General features: G+C 53.7%; 19 protein-coding genes. 13 read left to right on the top strand and 6 right to left on the bottom strand.

The features are described from left to right. The first annotated feature begins 19 nt into the window (after positions 1–19). Positions 20–751 carry a hypothetical protein gene (locus tag ACR3ZL_RS22590; protein ID WP_473650828.1) on the top strand — a complete coding sequence of 244 codons (732 nt, stop codon included), beginning with the start codon at positions 20–22 and terminating at the stop codon, positions 749–751. Continuing rightward, positions 748–2466, top strand: a complete 1719-nt coding sequence (locus ACR3ZL_RS22585) for a hypothetical protein (RefSeq protein WP_473650829.1) — start codon at positions 748–750, stop codon at positions 2464–2466. Before ACR3ZL_RS22590 ends, ACR3ZL_RS22585 begins: the two co-directional genes overlap by 4 nt. Positions 2467–2615: 149 nt before the next feature. On the opposite strand, the gene fusA is transcribed toward ACR3ZL_RS22585, so the two are convergent. Beyond that, complete coding sequence (fusA, locus tag ACR3ZL_RS22580) at positions 2616–4688, bottom strand: elongation factor G (protein WP_473650830.1); 2073 nt, start codon at positions 4686–4688, stop codon at positions 2616–2618. A gap of 349 nt (positions 4689–5037) precedes the next feature. Here fusA and ACR3ZL_RS22575 point away from each other — a divergent pair, with 349 nt between their 5' ends. The 9 genes from ACR3ZL_RS22575 (at position 5038) to ACR3ZL_RS22535 (ending at position 16897) form a co-directional block, all read left to right on the top strand. Further along, positions 5038–6030, top strand: a complete 993-nt coding sequence (locus ACR3ZL_RS22575; protein ID WP_486172982.1) for a purine-nucleoside phosphorylase — start codon at positions 5038–5040, stop codon at positions 6028–6030. A gap of 121 nt (positions 6031–6151) precedes the next feature. Beyond that, positions 6152–6907, top strand: coding sequence for a tributyrin esterase (locus ACR3ZL_RS22570; protein ID WP_473650832.1), 756 nt, complete (start codon positions 6152–6154; stop codon positions 6905–6907). A gap of 410 nt (positions 6908–7317) precedes the next feature. Further along, a complete protein-coding gene (locus ACR3ZL_RS22565) occupies positions 7318–8748 on the top strand; it encodes a trypsin-like peptidase domain-containing protein (RefSeq protein WP_473653484.1) in 1431 nt (476 codons plus the stop codon). A 98-nt stretch (positions 8749–8846) separates the two neighbouring features. Next, positions 8847–9575 (top strand): glycosyltransferase family 2 protein, encoded by a 729-nt coding sequence (locus ACR3ZL_RS22560; protein WP_473650833.1) that lies wholly within the window; start codon positions 8847–8849, stop codon positions 9573–9575. Further along, positions 9572–9946 (top strand): DUF2304 family protein, encoded by a 375-nt coding sequence (locus tag ACR3ZL_RS22555; RefSeq protein ID WP_473650834.1) that lies wholly within the window; start codon positions 9572–9574, stop codon positions 9944–9946. The genes ACR3ZL_RS22560 and ACR3ZL_RS22555 overlap by 4 nt, the downstream gene beginning before the upstream one ends. After that, positions 9939–10124 (top strand): hypothetical protein, encoded by a 186-nt coding sequence (locus ACR3ZL_RS22550; protein WP_473650835.1) that lies wholly within the window; start codon positions 9939–9941, stop codon positions 10122–10124. The genes ACR3ZL_RS22555 and ACR3ZL_RS22550 overlap by 8 nt, the downstream gene beginning before the upstream one ends. Before the next feature lie 240 nt (positions 10125–10364). Continuing rightward, positions 10365–10619, top strand: a complete 255-nt coding sequence (locus ACR3ZL_RS22545; RefSeq protein ID WP_486172981.1) for a hypothetical protein — start codon at positions 10365–10367, stop codon at positions 10617–10619. Between the two features lie 299 nt (positions 10620–10918). Then, positions 10919–14938, top strand: coding sequence for a WD40 repeat domain-containing protein (locus ACR3ZL_RS22540; RefSeq protein WP_473650838.1), 4020 nt, complete (start codon positions 10919–10921; stop codon positions 14936–14938). Positions 14939–15121: 183 nt separating this feature from the next. Further along, positions 15122–16897, top strand: a complete 1776-nt coding sequence (locus ACR3ZL_RS22535) for a hypothetical protein (RefSeq protein ID WP_473650839.1) — start codon at positions 15122–15124, stop codon at positions 16895–16897. A gap of 87 nt (positions 16898–16984) precedes the next feature. Here the strand turns inward: ACR3ZL_RS22535 and ACR3ZL_RS22530 are convergent, their stop codons facing one another. Beyond that, positions 16985–17362: a hypothetical protein gene (locus ACR3ZL_RS22530; protein ID WP_473650840.1), complete on the bottom strand. Its 378-nt coding sequence runs from the start codon at positions 17360–17362 to the stop codon at positions 16985–16987. Between the two features lie 465 nt (positions 17363–17827). Further along, the gene (locus ACR3ZL_RS22525) at positions 17828–19879 is read right to left on the bottom strand and encodes an adenylate/guanylate cyclase domain-containing protein (protein ID WP_486172980.1); all 2052 of its coding nucleotides are present in this window, start codon (positions 19877–19879) and stop codon (positions 17828–17830) included. A 233-nt stretch (positions 19880–20112) separates the two neighbouring features. Between ACR3ZL_RS22525 and ligA the strand changes: the two genes are divergently transcribed. After that, on the top strand, positions 20113–22221 hold the full coding sequence (gene ligA, locus ACR3ZL_RS22520) for an NAD-dependent DNA ligase LigA (RefSeq protein WP_473650842.1): 2109 nt from the start codon (positions 20113–20115) through the stop codon (positions 22219–22221). Positions 22222–22262: 41 nt separating this feature from the next. Here the strand turns inward: ligA and ACR3ZL_RS22515 are convergent, their stop codons facing one another. From ACR3ZL_RS22515 to ACR3ZL_RS22505, 3 genes are all read right to left on the bottom strand, one after another. After that, on the bottom strand, positions 22263–24902 hold the full coding sequence (locus ACR3ZL_RS22515; RefSeq protein WP_473650843.1) for a [protein-PII] uridylyltransferase family protein: 2640 nt from the start codon (positions 24900–24902) through the stop codon (positions 22263–22265). Positions 24903–24939: 37 nt separating this feature from the next. Beyond that, entirely contained in the window at positions 24940–25278 is a 339-nt protein-coding gene (locus tag ACR3ZL_RS22510; protein WP_008684605.1) for a P-II family nitrogen regulator, read from the bottom strand. 91 nt (positions 25279–25369) lie between these two features. Then, complete coding sequence (locus ACR3ZL_RS22505) at positions 25370–25987, bottom strand: cob(I)yrinic acid a,c-diamide adenosyltransferase (protein WP_473650844.1); 618 nt, start codon at positions 25985–25987, stop codon at positions 25370–25372. Positions 25988–26054: 67 nt separating this feature from the next. Between ACR3ZL_RS22505 and ACR3ZL_RS22500 the strand changes: the two genes are divergently transcribed. After that, complete coding sequence (locus ACR3ZL_RS22500; protein WP_473650845.1) at positions 26055–26504, top strand: bis(5'-nucleosyl)-tetraphosphatase; 450 nt, start codon at positions 26055–26057, stop codon at positions 26502–26504. Positions 26505–26626 lie beyond the last annotated feature (122 nt).

Raw genomic sequence — 26626 nt, 5'->3', positions numbered from 1 at the left:
CGCTTTCCTGGAATCGAACATGTCCATCGTCGGACCGCGCCGAATTCGGATCGTTCGGATTGTCATGTTGTCGCTGGCGATTGTCGGTATCGGCTTCACCATTAGGTACAACACTGATCTCGCTCGACTGCGTGATATTCGATCGGATCTCAGGAAGCGGGTCGGGTTTTTAGAGGTGCAAGATCCCGCAAAGGTCGCGATATCTTATGTGCCGTTTGATAAAGAGATCATTCCATCGGGGGTGGATCAGGCATATGTGTGGCGATATCGCATGTATGTTCCGGCAAACTACGGACCTTCCTACCAGATGCAAGAAGGGTTGGTGGCGGCGGATTCGCCACGCGGACGCGGTGGTTCTGGCGGTACCTGGACCACCGGCAAAGCTGAGTCCAGCGAAGTGCTTGCGACATTGGCACTGATTCATTGCGACGGAAGATGGATGTTCTGTCTCAGCGGGAATGGTGGCTCCAGTACGACTCAAATGCCCGTTGATTTTAAGCTCGACTCACTCAGTGACTTTGTTGTTGAAGTGCCTGTGAACGAGAAGGAGCGGACTCGCGATTTTGATGAGGACGAGGCAATCTGTTTGCTCCGGTTGCGTGAAAAGACCATCGCTAAGAAACGGAATGGTAAGTCCGAACATGGTTTGTATCAGGGTTTCGTCGTCTACCTTTATGGTGCTGATCACAAAGCAGCTTTCACCGCTTGGTCCAACGGGGAGACCAGCTCCATGCAGGAGACCAAATTGTGATCGCGGACGCGTACGATTCACCGGCAAAGCCATCTGATAAGCCGGAAGCGGGGCGGTTGTCTGCACCTATACGATCGCCGGGCCGATGGATTCGATTCGGCTTGTTGGAACTGTTGCTGTTGACGGCCGTAGTCGCGGCATGGCTCCCAGCCCTGATGGTGCGAAGTCAAATTCCGGTCCTGCAGTCGGAAATCGAAAACCTGCGGCTGGTCACGACGGACTTAATTATTAGCGATGAAGCAAAGCTAAACGTTTGCTCGTTGCCTGGTATCTTCAGCAATATTAGCAGTTGGAAGTACAGCGTGGCTTCTGACGCCAATCTTGAATTGAGGCTGGCGACTGTCTTCGTGAATTCGGTTGGTTACCCAACTAAGTATGAAGCGATTGCTCTACCGGCTGGCGAGCATTCGATTGACTTCAAATGTACGAAAGACGAGGAAGGGTTTCATTCGATTGTCTATCTAGACGACGAAGTGGTCCTGCAACAGCATCACCCAAAGACATGGTTGGCGACACACGGTAGTTCCAGCACGAGTGTGGTTTCGCGACAGTCCAAAGCCTATGAACTAGATAAGCCACTCAAGCTAAAGGTGCAACGTTTCGAAGTTAATCATCCGCTCTCGAAGTATAAGGCGATCGATATACCGGACGAGTACGACAGCAAAGGGAACTTTCTGTGGATCTCGCCAGCGTCTGAGGTACCTAAATCTCCGTCCGTTTTTTACGTGCCTCCCAACACTCGCGGCCAAATTGGGGCTGGCCATCGTCAAGGAATCAGTGTCTTCCGGTCCGATCAACCGGATCTAAACGGATTGATAGGCATCTCGCCGTCGCTAAGTTCAACGTTGGGTGACAATCGAGATGTGTATCCATATTGCCCGCTTGGGATTTCCGTCCGGCCGGTACCTGTAGGGCAAACGCCCGCTAACGATACCGAAGCTCAGTTTGCGTCTCCACCCGCTGACCTTCTTACATTGAGTGATACGATCGTTCGTCCTGTAAAGATTGGCGACAGCGAGTCCAGGGAAGCGATCGTAGAAAACGCTATCGCTAGTGATGGTAAAACGATGCGAGTTTTTGCGCACTTTAAGCGACTTGCGTCTGGGGCTCTGCCTATTGTCGAGATCCTATTTGACGCTGAGCACCCAAACCGAGTCGGCTTCCTACCGCGTGCATCCGCTGGTAGCACGCCGATGGAAGCGGTTCAGTTCGTAACGCAATTCGATACAAGGTTTTTGTGGCGAGAGGTGGAATTGCGAGAGGATGCTGAGACGGTTGCCGGGCTCTATGGCAAAATCGACTCAGTGGAATCTTCGGACAGCGAAGAGCTGGATGGTGAGTCCCATGGTTGGCGAGAAATACCACTGGCAAAGTTGCCAAGAGAGTTGATGCTGGGTGCCAACGTTGAGATGTTTCGGTTGACTTTGGCAACGGATGTCGTCAACGCGACAAAGCTGAAATATCCGGCAGGGCTGAACGAGAAATGGCGGTACACGGGAATACCGAATCGCCAAGTCTGGTGGCTGCCAACAGCGGAGGCCGAAAGTGCGCCGAAAGCCAAGGTCGAAGTTCGAGCTGGCTCGGTATATCCGGCTACTCGTTTTGCCATCCCAGGCGGCCCGGCGATACAAAACGTGCGGATAACGGTGCCCGTGCCAGCGACGGAACCCGTATGGTTGGAGATTGTTGGGAAGCTACCGGCTGCCGCTAAATAGGCAGCTTGCTTTCAATGAAATGTCAGGCACGTTGTTGAGCAATCTTCGCGGCTCGCTATCCAAAAAAAATCAGCCGAGACGCTTGTGCATCTCAGCTGATCGAATTTCAAGTTAAAAGATTAACCAGGCGTCGCTAGACGCTGGCGACCTTATTCGTCTTTCTTCTTCTCGGCGATGATCTCTTCTTGGATGTTCGAAGGAGTCTGGCGATAAGCCGCCAATTCCATCGTGAACGTTCCCTGACCTTGAGTCATCGAACGCAAGTCAGTCGCATAACCGAAAGTTTCGGCCAATGGGACTTCAGCAAGAATGACGGTCATGCCTTCGTTGGTATCGTTGCTGGTCATCAAACCACGACGACGAATCACGTCACCGGTAACGGTACCTTGGAAGTCTTCGGGGACTTCGATTTCGACCTTCATGATTGGCTCGAGCAACTTCGGAGCGGCTTGCTTGAAGTACTCTCGGAAGCAACCTTGAGCGGCGGTATAGAAAGCTTTTTCGCTGGAGTCGACGTCGTGGTAGCTACCGTCTAGAAGCTCGATACGAGTTCCCACAACGGGGTACTCAGCGATCGGACCCTTGCCCAAGATATCGCGGAAGCCTTTTTCGACAGCCGGGATGTATTGCTTGGGAATACGACCGCCAACAACCTTTTCCTCGAACTCAAAGCTGTCTTCGCTATCCGATTCGATTGGGATCAACTTGCCAACGATGTGAGCGTATTGACCTGAACCACCGGTTTGCTTCTTGTGCTTGTAGTTGAATTCGACTTCGCGAGTCGGGCTTTCACGGTAGGAAACCTTCGGTGCACCGACTTCGATTTCGACGCCGTATTCACGTCGAATTCGTTCGATGTAGATTTCCAAGTGCAGTTCGCCCATTCCCGAAATCAAGATTTCGTTGGTTTCTTCGTCCGTGTAGACGCTGAAGGTTGGGTCTTCCTTACGGAAACGTTGCAACGCCTTGCTCATCTTGTCGCCATCACCACGGTTAAGCGGGTTAACGGCGATCTTGATGACGGGCTCTGGCACGAACATCGATTCCAACGTCGCGTAATCTCGCTCGCTGCAATAGGTGTCCCCGGATGCACAGTCGATGCCCATGACCGCGATGATGTCACCAGGGCCAGCTTCGTCGATTTCTTCCCGCTTTTCACTGTGCATTCGCACAATGCGGCTGAATCGTTCTTTCTTGCTAGAACGTTGGTTGGTGTAAGCTTCGCCCTTTTTGATCGTACCTTGGTAGATACGCATGAAAGTAAGTTGACCGAACGGGTCTTCGACGATCTTGAATGCCATGCCAACGAATGGCTTGTCTGGATCGGGAGACAGTTCGATTTTCTTCGATTCGTCGGCAGGGTCGCGTCCGTAGATTTCGCGATCGAGCGGGCTTGGCAGGTATTCGGTGACTGCGTTGAGCAGTGGCTGAACACCTTTGTTCTTGTAAGCACTGCCCATGTATACGGGAGTCGCACCATTCAAAACGGCTTGACGCATGACCTTGTAGACCATGTCCTTAGGCACTTCTTCTTCGCTAAGCAGCAATTCCATCACTTCGTCGCTGTAGTTGGACAGCGAGTCCAACATCGCAACGCGTGATTCTTCCGCTTCGTCTTTCAAGTCAGCAGGGATTTCGCTGGTGACAACCTTTTCGCCTTGGTCGCCTTCGAAGGTGTAAGCCACCATTTCGATCAGGTCGACCACGCCACGGAAGTTTTCTTCCGCACCGATTGGGATTTGGGCCAAGAAGGCATCTGCGCCCAGCTTTTCGCGAAGTTGTTCGACAACGCGGCGTGGGTTCGCACCGGTACGGTCCATCTTGTTGATGAACGCGACGCGAGGAATTTGGTACCGCTTCATTTGGCGGTCAACGGTGATTGATTGACTTTGCACGCCACCGACGCTGCAAAGAACCAAAACCGCACCATCGAGAACACGCAACGAACGTTCCACTTCGACGGTAAAGTCAACGTGGCCGGGCGTGTCAATCAGGTTGATGTGGTAGCCGTTGTGCTGAACGCTAGTCGCGGCACTGGTGATCGTGATTCCACGCTCTTTTTCCAGTTCCATGTGATCCATCGTGGCGCCGTCACCGCCACCGCGAACATCTTCGATCTTGTGAATACGACCGCTGTAAAACAGGATTCGTTCACTTAGCGTTGTCTTGCCCGAGTCAATGTGTGCACTGATACCGATGTTTCGGACTTTCTCCAGATTCATTCTTCTTTACCTAGGCTGACGTACACGCTCGATCAATGAAACGCCGGGATGCGACAAACGCGTGCATCTAGGAAAACCGGCTGGTTCGGAGGCCAATGCCTCGATCGTGAGGGTGTTGATGGGGTAAGATTTCGCGCGAGGCGCAAAGCCAAAAATGCAGCGAAGCCGGAAATATCGCAAAGGACTGCCCTAACGGAAAGCCCAAAACGGCGAATGCCTGTGTTTGGGGGCAATTTCTGGGCCAGTGCGACCACTGTGCCAGCGTTTCGTGCCCGGAATGAGCTCCGAACGCACGTTGAGTAGGCCCGCTGACGCCCTAAACTATTTTAAAATTCGAAGGATCCAAGCATTGAATCAAGGCGTTGATGGCAAAGCGGACCGAAATGCGAACCCGTCGATGGGCAATCAAGATAGATTTGATGCGGCCTCAGCCCGAGAACGACTTTTGGGCAACGCACCCAAATGGAGTGAAGCCTGCCTCGCTCGACCGCCGATCGCCATCGTGCTGGGCAGCGGATTGGGAGGTTTGGCGGATCAGATTTCTTCCCCCATTTCGGTTCCTTACGGCAAGATCCCCGGGTTTGCGACGGCCACCGCAGCCGGGCATCGTGGCGAATTCCTGCTGGGCTGGCTCGCCGGGGCGCCGGTCATTGCAATGGCGGGGCGTTTGCATGTCTATGAAGGCCACTCGATCGACGCGGTCACTCGCCCGATGGCGTTGTTGGCATCCCTTCAGCCGCGGGCCGTGATCGTGAGCTGCGCCGCAGGTGGCTTGAATCCTCGTTACCAGACTGGCGATTTGGTCATGATCGACGAGCACATGAGTTTGCTGCACGGCTTGTTGGGGTTTGGGAATTTGGGGCCAGAGAGTTACGAGGTTGGGAGCTTGAGGGCTGAGAGCTTGGGAGGTGGGAGCTTGGGAGGTGGGAGCTTGGCTGCTGGTCGAGATGTGGACAGCTCGACTGCGCACGCTTGGCCAGCCAACCGCCACTGTGGGCCGACCTGCGACGATGGACTCGCCGAAATCGCCACGATGGTGAGTCGTCGAGACGGGATCCGGCTGCATCGCGGCAGTTATTTGGCGGTGACCGGGCCCAATTATGAGACCCGGGCGGAGTGCCGGATGATGCGAACGTGGGGATTCGATTTGGTTGGAATGAGCACGGTTCCGGAGCTCGTTTTGGCAAGCCGAGCCGGGCTGGCAACGCTGGCGATTGCGGTGGTCACCAACATGGCCGTCCCGGATGCGCCTCAAACAGCCAGCCATGACGATGTTTTGGCGGTCTCCTCAACCGCGGGCGTCAGGCTACAATCGATCGTGGAAGCGATTGCGGAGGTTTAAGTCACCAAGTTGTCCGGTGCTGGGTGATTCTCTGCCAACTGGACGGTCGCCAGTGCGAATGTGTGGCACTGATTTCAGTTTCGCTGATGACGTATCACAAGCAAACGAGGAAGTTTTGATAGTGAACGACGACCTGAACGCCAGCCAAACGATCGATTTGGGTAGCTGTACTCTCGAAGAGTTGCGAGCGGCAGTGCATGCGATGCCGATTCCCACTGCCGAGCAACAGGATGGATCCGCGTCGGGCGACGAGCAACTTCCACCGTTGTTGGAATTGACTGGACTGAAAGGTCAGCACGCGGCATGCATGCGTCTTCGGCACCCCATTCGGATCCATGCCGAAGGCAACTTGGGCGATTTCGCTTTCGCTTGTTGTTGTGGAGTCGACGTTCACTTGGAAGGCAGCGTCGGCGACGGTGCTTGCGAAGGCGTCTCGGGTGGCCGAGTTCGGATTACCGGCCAAGCCGGGTGTGGGCTGGGTGCAGCGATGACGGGAGGAACCGTCGCGATTTATGGTTCGGCTGGGCCTCGCGTGGGGGCCGCCATGCGGGGCGGCAGTATTTTTGTACGAGGCGATGTCGGGGAAGATACAGGCTCCGGGGCGTTGGGCGGCACCATCGTGGTCGGTGGCAATGCCGGGCCTAACCTAGGCGACGCACTCAACAATGTGACCGTTTTTCTGCGAGGCTCTGCTGCTTCGTTAGCACCGGGGGTGATCGAAGCGCCATTGCGAAAACGCGAACAGGTTCGGTTGGGGTTGTTGTTGATGAATGCATCGATTCGAGGCAAACCCACCGATTTTCGCCGGGTGATTCCTGAGGCTCGCTGGCGTGCAGAAGAGGCCGGTGCGGGCGAAGTTCGACCTAATTGGCGATGAACAGATGTAATGACACCGAGTCTTTTTTCGCTTTTCTTAGCGTGAAACTTAAAAAAGTCTCAAGTTTCAGTGCTGCTTGATTCATTGGGGTTGTGGTCGCACGCCTCTATCGATGACCATCACGCCCGCGTCGGGCCATCGGGTTGCTGTGAAGGATCATGGTGCCCTGCTCATCTGTCCCGACGCACCCGACTTCAAAAACGTCCAGGGAGGGACGGACTGTGCGAACGATTCACGCAACTTCTCTGCGCCAAAGTGGTGCATTTACGACGAACCAGCCAAGCCCGTCTCGCCTAACCAGTCCTTCGGGAAAACAGGGCTGGAGTATCTTCGGGACAAGCCGCCTGTCCACTTTGGTGTGTTTGTTCGTTTGCTTTGGGGCTTCATCCGTTTTTGCCGATGCCGTGCTGATGGAGTTCAGCTCGGAACATTGCTCTCCTTGCCGTGCGATGCAGCCAATCGTCTCGGAATTGATTGCCCGTGGCGTGCCTGTTCGCCAAGTCGATGTGCAAGCCGAACCTCAACTGACTCAACGCTTCAAGATTCGTAGCACTCCCACCTATGTGATCTTGCGTGACGGCAAGGAAGTCACGCGTTTGATGGGAACCCAGTCGATCAGTCAACTGCGTGCTGCACTGCAACAGAACACATCCGGCCCAATCGTTCCGACTCGCAGCGATTTTGCGACCGGCAACCAAAGCCGTCCCGCATCCATGCCTGAGCCGCTAACTCGTTTGGCACCGATGGCGGGTAACGCACCATCTTTGGCTTCGGCACCCAGCCGTTCGGTTCGCCGAGATTTTGGTCAAGACAACGGAGCGATGAATAGCGGTGATTGGCGTTCGCTCGATTCAACCAGTGGTGGCTCCAACGCCGGCGACGAATTTCTGACTTCGGCCAATCCCGCCTCCGATATTGCGATGGAAGCGATGCCGAGCACTTCGCTAGCCGACGCGGTAGAGCGAGCTCAAGCTGCGACCGTTCGCTTGCGTGTCTTCGACGGTCGAGGCTACGGTGCTGGTACGGGCACCATTATCGACGTTCATGGAGACGAGGCATTGGTGCTCACGTGTGGTCACCTTTTCCGTGACGGTGACGGTAAAGACAAAATCGAAGTAGATGTGTTTGTCGGTGGAGAACCGCAGACCGTCACTGGCCACTTGGTCGACTTCGATGCTGGCGATCGTGACATCGGTTTGGTCGCCATTCGTCCCGGGTTTGCTGTTCAGGCGGTGGATGTGATTCGCGAAAACGAACAGGTGCGAGTGGGGCAGACCGCTTTCAGTTTCGGTTGCGATCGCGGTGCCGATCCATCTCGCCGTGACACTCGGATTACCGGTGTCGATAAGTACAATCAAAACATTGGTGGCTCGAACCTTGAAATCTCGGGTGCTCCCATCGATGGACGCAGCGGTGGCGGGTTATTTGACGAGCGTGGCCATTTGATCGGTGTCTGTAACGCTGCCGATTACAAATCCGACATCGGAATTTACACCGGTCCAGGTTCTATCAAGTGGCAATTAGATCGAGTCAAACTATCACGTCTCTATGAAGCAAAACCGGGATCGGACGCATACGCTGGTAACGGTTCGGTATCATCGCCAGACCGGTCCAAGACGGTTAGCTCGCCCGCCGCGATGACTTTTGACGCTAACGAAATGGCGACAAGTCAAATCGGAATGGACCAAAGTCAAGGTTCAGTCGCACCTGGAATTTCAGGGGCTTCCGAAATGATCGTGATCATTCGTGATCGCAACGGCGAAGCTCGTGAGCAGGTCCTTACGCTGAACCAACCCGACGCTCGGCTCGTTCAGCAAATTCGCCAAGCTGCTCGTCGCTAACAGCGTCGACGAACCGGTCGCATTTCTACCGCGAAGGTTCATCAAACCTTCATCGCGTTTGGCTTGTTCAAACGCATGGACACGTCATCTTATGGGGCATGAAACTTGTCCCCCCTGCTACGACTGCGTCGACCTCCACAAGTTGGATTGTCGTCGCTGCGTACAACGAGGCTGATCGACTCGAGTTGACGCTGAAGAAGCTACTTCACGCCTTGCGTGATAGTCCCAGCGGGAATTTTCAAGTTGTCGTGGTGGACGATGGTTCGCTAGATCAAACGCACGCAATCGCAAAACGGTTTCCGGTCTGGCTGCTTCAGCATCCAATCAATTGCGGTCAAGGTGCTGCGTTGCGAACCGGTATCGAGTTCGCGCTTTCACGCGGGGCTGGCTTTCTGGTCACCTTCGATGGGGATGGTCAACACGACGCGACTGAAATACCGAAACTTCTGTCTCCCGTCCAAGCGGGGCGGTGTGATCTCGCGCTCGGGTCGCGGTTTCTGGGCCAGTCGAAAAACATGCCGATGCAGCGAATGTTGCTGTTGAAAGCGGCCGTTTTGTTCACGCGACTGACAACCGGATTGAAGCTCACCGACGCGCACAATGGCTTTCGTGCGATGAGCAGACACGCAGCCGAGTCGATTGAGATAAAGCAGCCGCGAATGGCGCACGCGTCAGAGATCCTGGACCAGATCTCGCGTAAAGGTTTACGATACGAAGAGGTCCCCGTCACAATTCGCTACACCGAAGCAACTCTCGAAAAGGGTCAGTCGACATTTGATGCAGCTCGAATCGGTGGCGACTTGGTGCTGGGGCGGTTTGTCAAATGAACACGTTCCAGTACATCGTTTTGCCGGTTCTCGTTTTGGTCGTTCTGCTGGACATTCGCGGGCTTCGTCAACGACGTGGTAACCTAACACTGCGGGTCATCCGTGTCTTGGCTTGGTGTCTTGCGTTCGCCCTGATCGCTCAGCCGACTTGGACTAGTGAACTGTCGAGGCAACTCGGTATCGGGCGCGGTACGGACCTGATGGTTTACATCTTCATGCTGATGGCTCCTGTGGTTTGGTTTCGGATGCAGGCACAGTCGCACTCATTGCAGCGGCAGATTATTCGACTTGCACGGATCGAAGCGACTCGCACTGCGGTTGCAGGCGATGGCTTGACGGAGCCCGAATCGTGGCAGGCGACGAATGAGTGAAACACAAGCCGTTCGTTTCGTTATCCCTGGGCGCAACTGCGAAAAGACGCTGGCGAAGTGTCTCGATTCCGTCGTCGGTTTGCTGCGGACCAACGAGTTGTCGGAGATCATCTTCGAAAATACGGTTCAGCGGATGGTACCTATGCGATCGGGATGGAGTATCTCGTTGCCGTGCTAACGGGCAAAGGCGAAGGCCCGGTGCTGCGCGAAATTTGGATTGGCATCATGCCAAAACCGACTTGATCTGATTTGTTGACTCCGACTGCATTGCACGACATGACATGCTGCGGCTTCTCATGCCGCATTATTGCAGCCAATAAGTTGCCGGAATGAAGCGAGTTCCCGTTTTTGAACCGATTTTGACGCGTTTTTCGGTGACAAATGGATAGCAGAGCCTGAATGGCATTTAGGCAATTGCTTGGTTGTTTTGAACGTGATGGACGTTGCCGCGGTCATTGGCAATGTCGAAAACGTCAAGGCAAGCAACACATGGGAGTACTGCTTTATCGGGCAGCACGGCGTTCACTCTCGATTGGTCAACAGCATGCGTTATGCGAAACGTTTGGTTGCTGGCGATATGGCTTTTCGTCGCCAGTTGCTAAGAGATGTTCTATACAAAGGTTGGGAGTCTAGATTGCCGATCTTCGTACCTCCGCGCGTAGCGACCAAGTAGGTTGACACATTTGTCTTTGATGAAACGCTTGCGTGGTGGTGTATCGCGTGGTGTTTAGCTCCAAAACCCAGGCCACCTCAGATAGCCATCTGTTGTGAAGGTGTGTGTAAAGACTGCGTTAAGAATTGGAGCTGTGGGGTGTGAGTTCCTATTCGTTTGTGGAGTCGAAAGATAGGATCACACAAAGGATTTACCCCCTCTTCCTTCGGTGCCATATGTCTCTCGCTTACCGACTGTTTTGCCTGCTCCTGCTCTTTACTCTGCCACTGGGATGTGGTGGGGAAAGCAACCAGGACAAGATGATGCGTATCGCTAAACAGCGTGCAGCAATCAAACGAGCAAACAGCGAGGCTGAAGAACAGAATAAGAAAACGCAGACTCCGAAGAAAGACGAAGGCAAAACGCCGGAAAAGAAGGAAGCTAAGGAGCCACCGGCGAAGAAATCAGATGATGGAAGGCCTCAGAAGGACGATGCGTCTGAGTCGTCGCTTTTGGCCGCGTCGAAGCATGAATCCGCTGATGCTACGGATAGCATGACGTCGTCGCCCGAGTTGAGCGAAGATACCGACGAGTGGGTTCAGTTGCCTGCTCACAACAAACATCTTTCGTTCAGCGGATTGGGACAGTCAGTCGCGTTTACAGGTACCAGCGACGCCGTAGGAATCTTTGACGTTGAATCGAAAGAAGTTACGCGTCTGGTGTTCAATCCCGAGATCACTCCGTCAGCACTTGCGATCAATGAAAATGGATCGCAAGTGGTTGTAGGAGGTGCCGGTGGCACGTTCAAAGTCTTTCCGCTCGCTCAGCAGCAAGGGCTTGATCGCTTTCGCCAGACTCAGCAACAGCGGTTGGATGCCGCACCACCTCGGAAGGGTCATGATGGCTCAATCACAGCGACCGCAATTAATCGAACCGGCGATTTGGTAGCAACCGGCGACATGGATGGCGATGTCAAGTTTTGGTCGAGTTCGAATGATAATCCTTCCATGTTAACGAGTGGAAGCTCTGGCATCGCTTCACTAATGAGTTACCAGGACGACCAGTTTGTCTTGGGAGCGAATGACGAAAGCCAAATCGTGTTTTGGTCGATTGGTAAGAAACAATTGGAGGCAAAGCCATTTCCTAACGGAACACTCCGTTCGAAACCAACCTGCATAGCAGCCGGCTTCAAAGGCAAGGGGTTCATGGTCGGAGATGCAGGTGGGCAGGTGACGTTGTGGATTCCAGAGCAGGCTCAGTTAAAGAAGGTGCAATTGCAGGCTCACCAAGAACCGATTGTCGACTTGCAGATAATCGATGGTGGCAAAGCTCTTTTAACGGCCGCTTTGAACGGTGAAATGCGGAAATGGGGGCTACCAATCACCGATCAGAGCGCGGGCACGCCGGTGGGGCTCCAAGACAGCGACGCTGACGTTACGGGCCCCGCTTCATCTATTCAGTTTGCTAGTAACGGCGATTTCGCAGTGGTCGTGGATCAAAACGGAAGCGTGCAAATCGCTTACTTGCGTGAGCGAGCAACATCGGAAGTGATATGGCCGAAAACTCTTGCGGCTGAGAATACGTTGGTGAAAAGGGCGGTCGTCCATTCGAATGGCGAGCGAATAGCTGGAGTCGGAAACGATCCCTCGAAACAATCCAATGAGCTTCTAATTTGGAATCTGCGTGAACCTGAAGCCAAACGAAGCATTGCATTGGCGAGTGACGTATTCGATGTAACGTATTCCCATGATGGCACCTTGCTTGCCGTTGCATTCTCCGACGGGCACTGCGAAATTCGCGATGGTTCGAGTGGTGAGTTGTTAGAAGAAACCCCGGCGGTCAAGAGTCTTTCGGCAATTGCGTTTTCTTTGGACGACTCGTGTCTGCTGATTGGGAAACTGGACGGGTCGGTAACAGTGCACAGCGTGTCAGTTCGGGGCAAATGGCACGTGTCGGATAGTGAAATCGCTTCGCTGAGTTTTTCCACTGATGCTCGTTTTGTTCTGGTCGCAACCAGTCCAGGAGAGCTGTTTTGGTGTGACCGATCTTCTTTAGATAGGCAGCACGTACGTTTGAAAGGACTCGATGCGGGTGTTCGCACGGCAACGATTTCCGCGGATGGAAAGTTTGTTCTTGCGGTCTTTGATGACCCGCAAAATAGCATCGGGATTTGGAAGACAGAATCATTCGCTGAAAACATCGAGCCGGTTGAGCCAATATCGAATGTGGCAATGAGCGTTCCGATTACTGCAGCGACTTTTAGCTCGGATTCCAAGTTCTTGTTTGCGGGAGGAAGCGACGGATCGATTCAGGTGTGGAGTCTTGAAGAAAATCGGGAGATTGCACGTGGTAAAGCCCATGACGGGCCAATCATTGGAATATCACCTTTGAAGGAAAACGAAGAGTTCGTTACTGGCGGCGTAGATCAACAAGTTCATTCGTGGAGTTTCTCAACCCTATTGCCTGACCCAAAAGCTTCCGTTCTCAACATGCGATCGTTCGCGCAATGGAAACTTCTGGATTTGGTCCCGCCGAGTGTCGAGCGTGAGTCGAAGGACGATCCTTTCGATGCAGCACGTCAAGCATTGATCGCGGGCAGCCAAGGGGCATCGAATGTACTGAAGGTTTTTGACTTGATCGCTAGCGACAACGAAGCAAAGGCAGCGGCAAAACAAAGTCTTCGCAAAATTCTATCGATGGAAGGAACCGACAGCACGACATCAGAACGACTTTCAGATGAACGACGACGCTTGTCGAGCAGTCGCCGGCAAATGATGGAATCAGAAGTGTCAGAAATGCAGCGAACCTATTCGGGTGGATTTAGCAATCTATACTTTGCAGCACCTACCAACTTTGTGTTCGGTCTGGACCCGCGATTTCGGCCCGTTGAATTGTTGTTTACAGATCAGTTTCTCTATGCGGCGCGTCCTTCGTCCAAGCGGCCTCCGGAACGCAAGCGAGGTCGCTACCGCACGGTCCAGGAAGTCCATGATATTGCTGACAAGAAGACCGATCGGCAGGGAAATCCAATCGATGAAAATGGAAATCGGATCATGGAAAAAGAAGATCCTGATTCGGTCGATGGTGACAACGGTGCATTGCTTAGTTGGGACTATCGATACTCTCAACTGCAAGCTCATGCTTGGTCAATTGAGGACCTCCGCGTGTCTGAGCTTCATCCCTTGCCCAACTCGGCGGGCGTGCTGAGCGTTCCGCAAGTGATGGTGTTCAACCAGGACGGCACTTCGAGAGAGTTTCCGATTGCCGAGAGCTGGGCGACCACGTCTTGGCCCAACCGAGACAAGCAGTTCCTCGCGATTGGGACCGCGGGCGGAAATCGAGTTGAAAGCGACATCCTGAAGATTTTCGAGGTGTCCGGTTTACAACAAGAAACCGTGGAACCGGTCTCGCAGTACCGAAGCTTTGAAGGCATGGTGACCGCGATGGCGTTTGCAAATACGCACCCCAAGATCGCGTTTAGTGTTCGGGAACGGTCCGTCCATCGTTTGTTCGTAGCCGACATCAAGACAATGGAGTTGACTTTGGTCGAAGAAGTCTCACACCGATTGCCTTGGATTGTCGACAGCAAGGGCAAGGTAACACGCAATTCCAAGGCGGCCCCCGGCATCACTTCGCTGGCCTTTGCTCCGGATGATTCGTTGTTGATCGCGCACGGTTCGGACAAGGAAAAAAGTTATCGATTCACAGGATGGAAGTTGGATTCGAATCTGAATGTCTCCGGTACTAAGCCGCAATTTGATGTGACAAACAAGACGCCATTCTTTGATCGATTGGTTGGTGAATCGATCTGGTTCATCAATTCCGACCGTTATGGACGACAAGATCGTGATCCCTCGACATCCCGAGTCAAGAAGATCTTGGTTCGTCGTAGCGGTGGGTTTGCGGTGATTAATTTGGGAAGTGGCTCGATCGAGCGAACGATTCCCTATCTAAAGACACAACATGGCAACCCCATTTTTTCGATCAGCAAAGATGGACGCTGGTTATTGATGGGAGACGATGCCGGGATGGCGTACATTTGGGACGCCATGACTGGCGAACAGTTTGTGATCACGATCGATGAAACGAGCGAGGAGCTAATCAAAGCGTCGGAGCGGGTACCCCGTGATCTTCCCGAGCGGCCAGCTCACACTGGGCCGATTATTGGCGTCGCGTTGTCGGCGCCTGATCCCGGAAAGGCGTACCCCGCATTTGCGGCCACGCTTGGCGAAGAAAACAAGGTCAAGGTGTGGGAGCTGTTTCCGATCATCGAGCTTCAGTCCCAGGCGTTGCGCCCGCGAGAAACGACCGCGTCAAGGCAAGCAGTGACCTCACGTTGATCCGCTAACACAGGCTCAATTGAATCGATAAGCAAGTGCTAATTTTGTCAACGATGCCAATAGATCGCAGACCCGAAACCTTCAAGAGGTTGGTGGCGGTGTCATCGGCTGGCATTGGGGATTCCGTCTGTTAGTTAACGTCCGAAGTTTAATTGCTACTCATCCGATACGGAGTTGCGCTGTATGGCTATGCGAGGACATAACACGACGCATTCGAGTCAAGGAACGTCGGCATTTCAATCGTTTGAACAACCGCCTCAAGCGAAGTCGCCAGACGGTGATCTCAACCAGCAGGTCGAGAATTCGGAGGCTTCCGTGGATCAGCCCGATCAATCCATTCAACGGTATTGCCAGCAACTGGCTGACGAGTTCCAGAGAGAAGGTGAAAGCATCTTCGTTGATTACGCGGCGGTCACGCTGGTAATCCTTGGTGCGATTCTGACAATCCTATTGGTTGATATCAGTGTGAATTGGATGGCATTCGGCCCCGCACTAACGATCTCTGGGATTGGGGCATTGTTAGTGACCGGACAATTTCGTGGGGGGATGTTGTTGCGGGATCACGTTTGGAGATGGATCCGGTCATGGCCTGTTTGGGAACACGCTTTAGTAGGGCTGTTTCTAGTCGGTATCGTCACCTGGTCTTGGATGTTCGGCTGGTGGCCAGCATTGTTTATGGGAAGTGTTGTCGGAAGCGTCGGTGGATTTATCTTGGCAATGTTGCTGGGGCCGTCTTTGGATCAGAATCGAGAGTCAATGAAGCAAGAATTTTCCGAGTTGATTGGTCGGTTCAAGCAAAGTGGCATCAAGGATCCGATGATTCAAGCTGGGCTTCCAGAGTTACTGGGCGAAAATTGGTCAGCGTTGTACGAATATCAGTATGGATATTCGGCCTATCGCAACCGCGTCACACAATTAGCTTCGCCCGACTTGAAGCGACGCCGTCCGAAATTTCGAGACTTGATGTGTGACCTGCTGTCGGAATCCCAACGGCAGCGACGCGGCCCGCTAGGAATTCTCTTTTCAGTACGGTCGGTCGTTTACCGAAGACTCAAACGAATGCGGTCCTCGATGCCTTCCCGTTCGCCTGCGGATGCAATTGATACGGAATTTCCGGGCTCGGATCTTGTCCTTCGAGAGAATGACTTTGAGGTAACCAAGGCACCCAACTTTGGGAATGTTAGGCCCATCAATGGGGAAATGATTGCTCAGCAACATGTGCATCAACCTCACGGAATACAAACGAACCGGAAGTCGGATTACGTTCATCTTGGAACGCTTAACCTTGATAAGGTTTCGATCGGAACGACTAGCAACATGGGTGCTCAGTTCACTGTCTTGCTTGGGGCAGTTGATCTGCCGAAACCGCGGGGGCATCGCAAGGCTGCTTATGACACGATGCTGCAAGAAGCTTGGTCGGATCGCACGCATCGGCGGAAGCGTTTTCCACGACTACAAAAATGGCTTGGGGAGGAGATGCGAATCAGTTTAGCCATTTTGATGGCGATTGTATTCGCAATCTACATCGTTCAAGAGGTTGTTCTTGAGCCAGATCTTTTTGACCAGATCATTTCCGTTTTCTCTGATCCAGGATTTTCCGATCTTGATTCGATTCAGTCATCCTTTTCGGAGTGGTGGACAATAATAGTCGCCTCGTCACCTTCGGTTTCGCCGACAGGCCTATCGGGCTGGTCGTTTGGGTTGGCAGCGATTGTTTTGGGCGTGACAGGACTCGCCAGAGAGGGATGGGCGATATCGTTATTTGTTTTTCCCGCCGTAGCGATTCTGGTGATCGCATGCACGATCTCAATCACCGCCGATAATGTGTTGCCAACAATGGTGGCGGGAGGTGTGTTTGCGGCCATTTTGATCGGCGTTGGAATACTGCTCGATCGAAAGGTACCAACTTGGCTAAGTCGTTATTTGAAGGCGAAAGAAAAACGGCAGACACCCAGTTAGGTTGCCTGCCGTTTTACGATTTACTAATTCACGCGAGTTGCCTCAGTTGGTCGCGACTTGCGAGATGTCGGCCATGCTGATGACGTCTTAGTGACGGTGACGATGATTGCCGTAGTGCAAGTCATAGTGTCCGGGTTGGTAGTGGTAGTGTCCACGGTGAGGCACTACGGTTGGTGGGTGGTAATCCAAGTGCGGTTGGTTGTAGCTGCGGTAGCCGGAGCTATAGCGTTGTGGATAAACGACTGGACCGTATGCGCGATGTCCATTGTTGTACGATCGGTAGCTGCTGCCGTATCCGCCGTACCCACTGCTGTAGCGTGAGATGCCGTAGCCGCCATAGCCTCCGTATCCACCGCTACCGATGCTGAATGAAAACCCACCGGCATCTGCCTTAGGCGTATCAGCGGTCAGGATCAGAGCCAAAGCGATCGCAGGAATCGTTGCCAGTTTTATTAATCGAGACATTTAGTTTCTCCTTCAGACAGACTCGTCTCGACGCGTGAAGCCGACCTGGCTTCGATTCGAGTCGCGTGAAACTCGTTCTGAAGGGATACCTAACGCAAGTTGAGGGCCAAAGTATGCCAAATTGGCGATTTGGTCTCTATCTGGCGAGAAAACCGTCTTTTTATACGGTTTTCAATGAAGTCCGAGCTCCATAGTGTGCCAGGAGAGAATCGAAATGACGACACTTTTCGTTTCGATATGAGACGAAGCGATTGGGTGCGGCGGATGATGGGGGGCTCAGCGGTTCACCACGGGCGATGTCGGCGTCAGGCAATTGGGATGATCTGTGAATCCTCCTTGTTGATTTTGATCTATTGCGGCTATTAACGGAAAAACGTTTCTCGCCTTGTTAGGGCGATCCATCGTTGATTTGTCACGCTGGCTTTTGCGAATTTTTCATTTGAAATCGACCAGTGAGCGGGGCGGTTACTTGGTGGTAAACGCCATGACTGGATCGACCTTCTCGATGCGATTGGTGATCGCGTCGACGACCCGTCCAAGCAGGACAACACTGGGTGTGTCGTCAGGATGTTCATGAACTAGGGATGCAAGAACGCGGGCGGCACCGGTCAAATCGGATTCATGGTAAAGCTGCAACGCGGATTCGTAGCGATCAGCGAGAGACTTCCAGTCGGAATCGTCGCCGGTTTGTAATTGATAAAGATCCACCTTTTCTAGCATGCCAACGGGACGCACCGTGGCCAGTCGCCGCGTTTGCAGTTTTTCGGTGCAGGTGGATGTTTCCGCAGGGTCGGTTTCAGAACCGATGTGAAGCGCCTTTTGCGTGGCCAAGGTTACGATTGCGGTGACACCGAATTTTTTAGTAATGTTTTGAACGCGGCTGGCGAGGTTGACGGTGTTTCCTAGCGGCCCGTATTGGAATTTCACCTTCGATCCGGTGTTGCCGACGCGAGCGGTGCCGGTATGGATGCCAATTCCCACACCAAACTTTTCCGGGGTAATGGAGCTCCACTTTTGTCGAAGCGGTTCGATTTGTTGCAACATTTGGCAAGCAGCGTCACAGGCGCGTTGCGCATGATCGGGCTGTTCCGCGGGGGCGCCCCACATCGCTACAAGCTCGTCACCGATGTAGTTCACCAGTACTCCGTCGGTGCGAACCACACACAGACTTAGCTGGGTGAATACGTCGTTGATCCACTGAATCGTTTTCTCGGGGCCTACACGTTCGCTGATCGAACTGAAGCCACGGATATCGCAAAACAGGACCGAAACTTCCGCGTCGCGTCCGGTCAGTAAGTCTTCGTTTTGAACCAGCCGCTGGGTAACGGCGGGTGAGAAGAATTGGGTCATCGAATTCTGGATCGCCTCATGTCGCTGGCGAACGATACCTGCCGACACGGCTCCCGCCATTACTTCCAATAAGGTCGCTTCCAAGTCACCAATCGGCGTGTCAGCGTGAAGTGAACCGAAGGTTCGGTCGCCATACAACGCACCAATGATTTCACCTTGGTCGTCAAAGATGGGTGCTGCAACGGCACGGTCGAGCATCATGATGGAGGAGCCAACGGTGTGTTGATAGCTTTCCGGCTCGTAGATCAGCGTCTTGCGTTCCTTCAGAATCTGTTTGAGAAGTAAGCGGCTACCCGAAGGCATTGGGGTGTCGCTATCAGGGTCGTCGTCACCTGACTGAGTATCGTGCAGTGCCTCGGCGCCTTGTCCAAAATTGGCTTTGGGCTCGCTTTGCGGTTTGCGTTCGATGTAGTGGGATCGCACACGCCACTGGTTTTGTAATCCATCGCGCAGCAGCACATAGGCTCGATCGAGTTCAACCATCTTGGCAACGCTTTCAACGGCGGTACCGAAAAACTCGTCGCTGCCAGCAGACTTTTTGACGACGGCGAGTGCTTGCCGCACGAGATCGACCGCCGCTTGGCCGCGGTGAGGGCTGGAGTCTTCACCGAAAGTTCGGATGAAACTTGCACCCGGATTCAGCGGCATGGTGAAGTCGCCTATGTCACCGTCGACCGCATGTGCTTCTTTCGCGATTGTGCGAAAGGGTGATGCCATCGCCGATGGATCGCTGTCGGACGTGCCCGTTTGGGAATCGTCTTTGACGACAGCGATTTGGACGGTCAGGTTCTCAGGCAATAGGACCGTGAAATCGTTTTCGACTTTGACGCGTTGTTCAGGCATCACCGGGTGTGGCATGCCCGCGATGTGAAACGTGGATCGGGAATGCAGGTTGACGCAAATGAGGTCACCGTGCTCATCGACTTGAATCGCTAAGGCGTGACGCGGTAAACCCAAGACAGTGATTTCAGCGATCGCGATACGAAATTGGTTGCCGTGGTCCTGGATTTGGCAGAGATCGGAATCGAGCTCTTGCCGAGATTGGCGTCCGATCTCCAGCGGCAACCCACACTCGCCAATGTGATTTTCTTGCCGTCCACGCCATAAAGTCACACCGACCTTGATCGCATCGGGACGAGCTTTAGCGGACGAAAATGAGGCAGTCATGGCGGGCAGCATGCGGGATTGGATCAGAAGGGCCTAGCTGCCAGCATTGTAGCCGAAGACAGGGCGGGTTCGAGGACGCGAATCAGCTTTCGGGGTCATGATCGCAGGAAGGATTTTGCTAAGATGCCGAAGCCGCCCCTGAACTTTCGGTCTTCCTTGGAAGACCATGTCTGTCACCGAGATTGCGGTCCTTCATCGAACTTCGGTTCGTCGTCGATCCCTGAGTAACCACCATGACCAAGCCTGCTTCGGACCCATCGAATAAAGAACGCTCAACGAGTGATGCAAGTCAACGCATTGATGAACTGAGCCGTGAAATTCGACATCACGACCAGCTCTATTATCAGCTCGCGAAACCGGAAATCTCGGACCTCGAGTATGACCGCCTGATGGAAGAGTTGTCGGCTTTGGAGAAACAGCATCCTGAGCTTGTTCATCCTGATTCGCCTACGCACCGGGTTGGCGGCGACGTGGTCGAGCACCTCGTACAGGTTCCGCATCGAATGCCGATGTTGTCAATCGACAACACGTATAGCCAAGACGAACTGAGGGCGGCGATGCAGCGAGTTGAAAAGTCGCTCGAAGGAGAACCCGTCGCGTGGGTGATGGAATACAAAATTGATGGGGTGGCCGGATCGATTCGTTATGAAGAGGGGGAGCTCGTCTTAGGACTCACGCGTGGTAACGGAGTCGTGGGTGACGACATTACTCATAATGTCCGAACGATTCGTGATTTGCCGCTTCGTCTTGAAACGCCGAACCCGCCCGCGGTCATGGAATTGCGTGGTGAGATCTACATGACGGGTGCGGATTTGGCTGACTTAAACGTTCGCCAAACCGAGGCCGGTTTGGAGCCTTACAAGAACACTCGCAATGTCACGGCGGGAACGATCCGTTTGCTTGATCCGAAGGTGGCAAGTGAGCGGAAGCTGCGATTCTTTTGTCACGGAAGTGGCGAACTTGTGGGTGTTGAAGCGACCGAACATATGCCCTTTTTGAAGTGGGTGGAATCTTTGGGAATTCCGGTGACACCCGATGCCGTGCGTTTGGATTCCATCGATGCGGCTATTAAAGCGGTTTCCGAGCTTGAAAAGGAAATGCCTGATTTGCCATTCGAAGTTGATGGCATCGTGTTCAAGGTGGACTCCTTCGCGCAGCGAGAGAAGTTGGGCGTTCGCAGCAAAAGCCCACGATGGGTGATCGCCTACAAGTTTGAACGGTACGAAGCGATCACCAAATTGGAAGCGATTGAAGTTCAGGTGGGGAAAGCGGGAACGATCACACCGGTGGCCTATTTGACTCCGGTGGATATCGCGGACACAACGGTGTCGCGGGCGTCTCTCCATAACGCGGATGAAATTGAGCGACTGGACGTTCGCGTCGGCGATTGGGTCGTTGTCGAGAAGGCGGGGAAGATCATTCCCAAGGTGGTGCGTGTGGAAAAGCACGCTCGCAAAACTGAGCTGCCGAAGTATGAGTTTCCAAAAACGTGTCCCCAGTGCGACCAGCCGCTGACGCGGGATGAAGGCGGTGTCTACATCCGGTGCTTGAACCCGCAGTGCCCTGCCCAATTGCGTCAACGCCTTGTGTATTTCGGTAGTCGGCCTGGAATGGATATCGATGGGCTTGGCGAAGAGGTGGTGGATTTGTTAATCCAGAACGGATTGGTTTCTTCGTTCGCCGATCTATACAAGCTTGATGTTCCGACGTTGGCGTCGTTGACCTGGCCGCGTCAGCGGAAGGGCAAAGGGGATGAAATGATCGACGTGCAGTTCGGTCAAAAGAACGCGGAAAACCTCGTGCAAGGCATCGCTGAAAGCCGCACGCGTGGATTGGCTCGAGTGTTATCGTCAATCAGCATTCGACATGTTGGGCCGCGAGTGGCAAAGTTGGTGACCGCTAAGTTCTGGAACCTGGACCTGTTGCGACAAGCCAGCAAAGAGGAGATCGCATCGATCCACGAAATCGGTGATCGAATCGCTGAAAGTCTCGTCAACTTTTTGGCGAGCGAAGTCGGGGCGCAAACGATTGAGGACTTGGCCGCCGCAGGTGCTGTGACGCCTGAACCCGAGCCAACTGAGGAGGAGCTTGATCCCAGTGCTTTGCCGTTATTGGGCAAGAATGTGGTCGCTACAGGATCGCTGGAACATTACACCCGCGATGAAATTAAAGCTCGGATTGAGGCTCTGGGTGGCCGCGCCGCTGGCAGCGTTAGCAAGAAAACGGATTTCTTGATCGCGGGAGAGAAAGCGGGTAGCAAACTCACCAAGGCAGAAAGCCTTGGTGTGGAAGTGCTAACGGAAGACGAGTTCCAAACTCGATTTGATAGCCCACAGTCTTAATCGATTCGACGATGTCGCGAGGTGAAACTAGACACCTAAGTTCAGATCACCGACAGGATGGCTTCGCGGATTTGGTGTTGATGATCACTCGACAAGATTGGTTTGTCGTCGACATCGGTGATGTAGAAAACGTCGGCGATTTGATCGAGGTGCGTGTCGATCTTGGCGAAGTGTACCGACACGCCCTGTTGGAATAGCACGGCAGCGATTTCGGAAAGCAAACCCGCTCGGTCGTAGGTGAACAGCGACAGGATGGTTTGGTGGTCGAAGGTGTCGTTGTCGAAGATGATCTTGGTCGGCAAGAGATTAACGCTGGTTGGTTCGCTGTTGCCTTTGGTCTTCCAGACCTTTCGTGGGACTGGGACGGGGGAGTCGGGTTCGTCCAACGCTTTGCGGACCACTGCGCTGATCTGCGCAATTCGCTGTGGCGGTGTGCTGCCAACGAAATCGGGATCGCTGACCCAGAACGCATCCCAGAGCAGATCCTCGCCAATCGTTTCTACGTTCGCTCTAAAGATGCCAAGACCGCATGCATAAAAGGCAGCGGTGATTCGAGCAAACGTCCCAATCCGTTTTTGGCCCTGACGCATGACAACGTTGAATCGAATTGCATCACTCTCGGGTTCGACAACACCGTCACAGAAACAGCCTGATTTCTCACTCAGCCATTGGCCGACTTGGCACAACTCGGTAGCCAGTTCGTCGCTGCTGTGGGAACGCAGTAGCGATAGTGGGAGTTCGCCAACCAGATCCGTAACCGATTCGTTTCCGCCTTTGGAATGAATCAGTGCGATGATCTCATTGCGGTGTTCGTCCAATGCAGGATCGTTTTCGCCGGGGAGGTTACCGGTTTCGAAATAGCGCCGTGTCCGAAGATAAAGGTCTTCGATCAGACCCATTTTCCAGTCAGTGATTACGTCGGGACCTACAGCTTTCAGGTCGGCAACCGTGTGAACCAAAAGCAATTCAAGTCGACCAACAGAACCGACTTCAGCGGCAAAGCGGTGAACAACGTCGCTATCGTTTAGGTCGTGTCGAAACGCGACTTCGTTGATTAGCAAGTGTTTGTGGATCAGCCACTGAAGGGTTTCCTTATGCGTGTCGTCAAGGTGAAAGGCGTCGGCAACTTCACCGGCGATGCGGCGGCCGACTTCGGAGTGATCTTCGTCGTAGCCTTTGCCAAGATCGTGAATCAGCAACGCCAGGTGCAGCAGTGTTTTGTCTTTCATCCGCCGGTATCGGCGGCCCATCGCGGATTCGTCGTCTTCAAAGTCCGTAGCTGCTTCGACCGCACCGATGCAGTGAGCGTCGACGGTAAACTTGTGGTAGGCATTGAATTGCAAGAGGCCGCGGCACCGCCGCATTGCGGGAATCAGTTGTTCGATGATGCGGAGTTCATGCAGACGACGAAGCAGCGGGGCCAACCGGCCCGGGCGGCTTAGCAACGCTAGGAACGCATCGACACTGCGAGAATCCGGGTGACCGTTGTCTCGGTCTTGCATTGCTTCGCGGATAGCTTGCCAGGTGGGGTGGGCAATGCGACGTCGATGCTCGTTGGCAAATTGCATCAGCCGGAGAACGTCGGGCAGGTTTTTCGCAAACGCTTCAAGTTTGTTTGACGCTACCCAGATGTGGGTGGGGCCCATGCGGATGGCTTTATCGACACGGTGTGACAGCACGTGTTCGACAGCGTTGGCAGTCTTGGATCGGGCGCGATGTTCGTCGTCGAAGAAGGCGGACACATAACGAACACCCCGCGTGTGTTCGAAATAGTCCTGCATGAATTCTTCGACAGGCAAAACACCAAGGCTGCCTTGGTAGCCCCAATCTCGAGCAATCTCCATTTGCGTGGGGCGATCGAGAATGTCCTGCGCTTGTTTGGAACGGAAGTGCAATTCATGACGCAGTCGCAGCATGAACCCGTAGGCGCGCCGAAGCGTCTCCATGTCCTCGCTGGACAAAGCGCCTAACTTGTACAGTTGTGACAGCTCGGTTTGCCCATGGGTAGCGAACCCGAGCCAACGGACGAGTTGAATGTCTCGCAGGCCGCCCCGCGATCGTTTCACGTTGGGCCGTAGTAGGTAGATTGTCTCGCCCCACTTTCGTCGCTCTTCGCGTCGGACGAGGATTGCTTCGCGATTGAGCGTTTTCCAGCGTCGCTTGGCGCCCTTTCGAAATGACTCGCGAAAATGGCGGAAGGTTGTTTCGTTTCCAGCCAGGAATCGCGACTCCGTTAAGGACGTGTAGATCTTTGGATCGGTCCAAGCCAGCGAGCAAGCTTCCGATGGTGTGCGGACTGAAAATCCCACGTCCATGCTGGCATCGGTGAGGTCGCGGACCAAACTTCCAGCCACCGGGGCAGCCGCGGAAGCTGCAGTTCGTGGCGTCAACAGCATCAGATCCGCGTCGCTGTAAGGCGAAAGGTCGCAGCGACCGTAGCCGCTATGGGCGACCAGTGTTAAACGGTCCAACTGTTGGCGTTTGGTGCCATTGTTAAAGGCCTGTTCGAGCGATTGCTGGAACACGTCGTTAACGATCTGATCGTACAGTTCGGTCAGCGCGTTGGCTGTTTGAACGCTGGGAAGTCCCGCACGAAATCGGTCTTCAATCCTCGACCGGCCTTCAGCAAGCTGATCGCGATGTCGGAAGGCAGTCGAGGCGAGCGAGTTGGGGATTGCCACAGCGATGCATAAGCAAGAGGGATCGGAAGAGGCGTGACTAGAGAGCCTCTTCGCCTCGCTCGCCGGTACGGATTCGCACAGAGTCTTCTAGATTGGTGACAAAGATTTTGCCGTCACCGATTTGTCCGGTTTGAGCGGTTTGTAGAATCGTGTCGATCACGGTTTGCAGGTTGTCACTGGTGCAAACGACTTCGATTTTGACTTTAGGGACAAAGTCGATCGCGTATTCAGTCCCGCGATAAATTTCGGTGTGCCCTTTTTGGCGTCCAAATCCGCGGACTTCACTGACCGTCATCCCGTGGATGCCTTGTTCAGTCAACGCGTTTTTCACGTCTTCGAGCTTGAAATGGCGAACGATGGCTTCGACTTTTTTCACGGCACAAGGCTCCGGATGGAAAAACAGAAGGGTTGAGGGTGTGCGATCACTTTGCCGACACCACGGTTATTCTACAGTTGGCAGGGACATTCTACAGGGGTGGCTTTTGCCAGGGGTGGTCGGGGACATCGAGCGATTGATTTACGTCGCGCGAGACGACGAACAGCCAATCGCTCAACCGATTCAAGTAAACGATCAGTTCGTTGCTAATCGGCGTTTCCGTTTGGACCGAGTCCGCCAGCGTAATCACTCGACGTTCAGCGCGTCGGCAAACCGCCCGTGCCAAGTGAATTTGTGAGGCAACCGTTGAGCCGCCGGGCAGGATGAATTGCTTTAGTGGCGGCAATCTTCCCTCCGCGGTGTCGATCCAGGTTTCCAAACGGTCAATATGCGTTTTACCGATGACTCGCAAATCGAATTGGTCGGGGTGGGGCGAGGCTAGCTCAGCGCCGATTGAAAACAGTTCGTGCTGGACCAGCGCAATTTGATCGTTCAGCGAACTCAGAACGCTCCCTGCAGTGGGGCCGTCTCCGTCGGCAAACAACCCGCGTGAAGTCGTGTCGGCGATCGCGGATCGCACGCAGCCCAGGAAAGCATTGAGTTCGTCAACGGTCCCGTAGGCCTCGATTCGGGTGTCGTCTTTGGCTACTCGAGGGCCGCCAAACAGTCCGGTGGTCCCGCTATCGCCGGTACGTGTGTAGATTTTCATAACTTATTTGTCGCCAGCTAGTCGCCACATTTTACCGTGGTGATCCAATCGAAAAGAACCGAGCGTCGTGAAAACAGAACGATCCAACCCCGTCAAGGCAGCCGGTGTGCTGTTGATCACCGAATCGTCCCCTAGGAAGTTTTTGTTGATGCGCCATCCCAAACGTTGGGATCTGCCTAAGGGGCATTGTGATGGTGATGAAACCTACCTGGAAACGGCCCGCCGTGAAATGGAAGAGGAAACCGGGATCTGTCCCGACGATTGCCAATTCGATCCCGATTTCTATTTTGATGTTGAATACGAAGTCACCTACAAGAAGTCGCCTGGGAAAATATTCCAGAAGAAAATTCGTTACTTTTTGGCTCGGTTGCCGGCCGTCGTTAAGATAAAGGTGACCGAGCACGAATCGTATCAGTGGTTCGATTGGCAGCCGCCGCACGAAATTCAGTCACGAACGATTGATCCCTTGCTGGCTGCGGTTCAAGAATTTCTGGGTGAAGCAGACATAGCAAACTAATCTGAGGTGGGCGACGATTTTTGGCTTGTGTTGTTTGGTGCGTATATGACATCCGTGTGGGGCCGTTATCACGCTGTCTTTACTGTTTAGCTACTTTGGCTTCGCTCTTATCGTTTCGGCAT

This window comes from Rhodopirellula sp. J20-39 (assembly GCF_057365095.1).
Note: the sequence above shows the minus strand (reverse complement) of the source record. Positions and strands in the feature narration are given on the sequence as shown.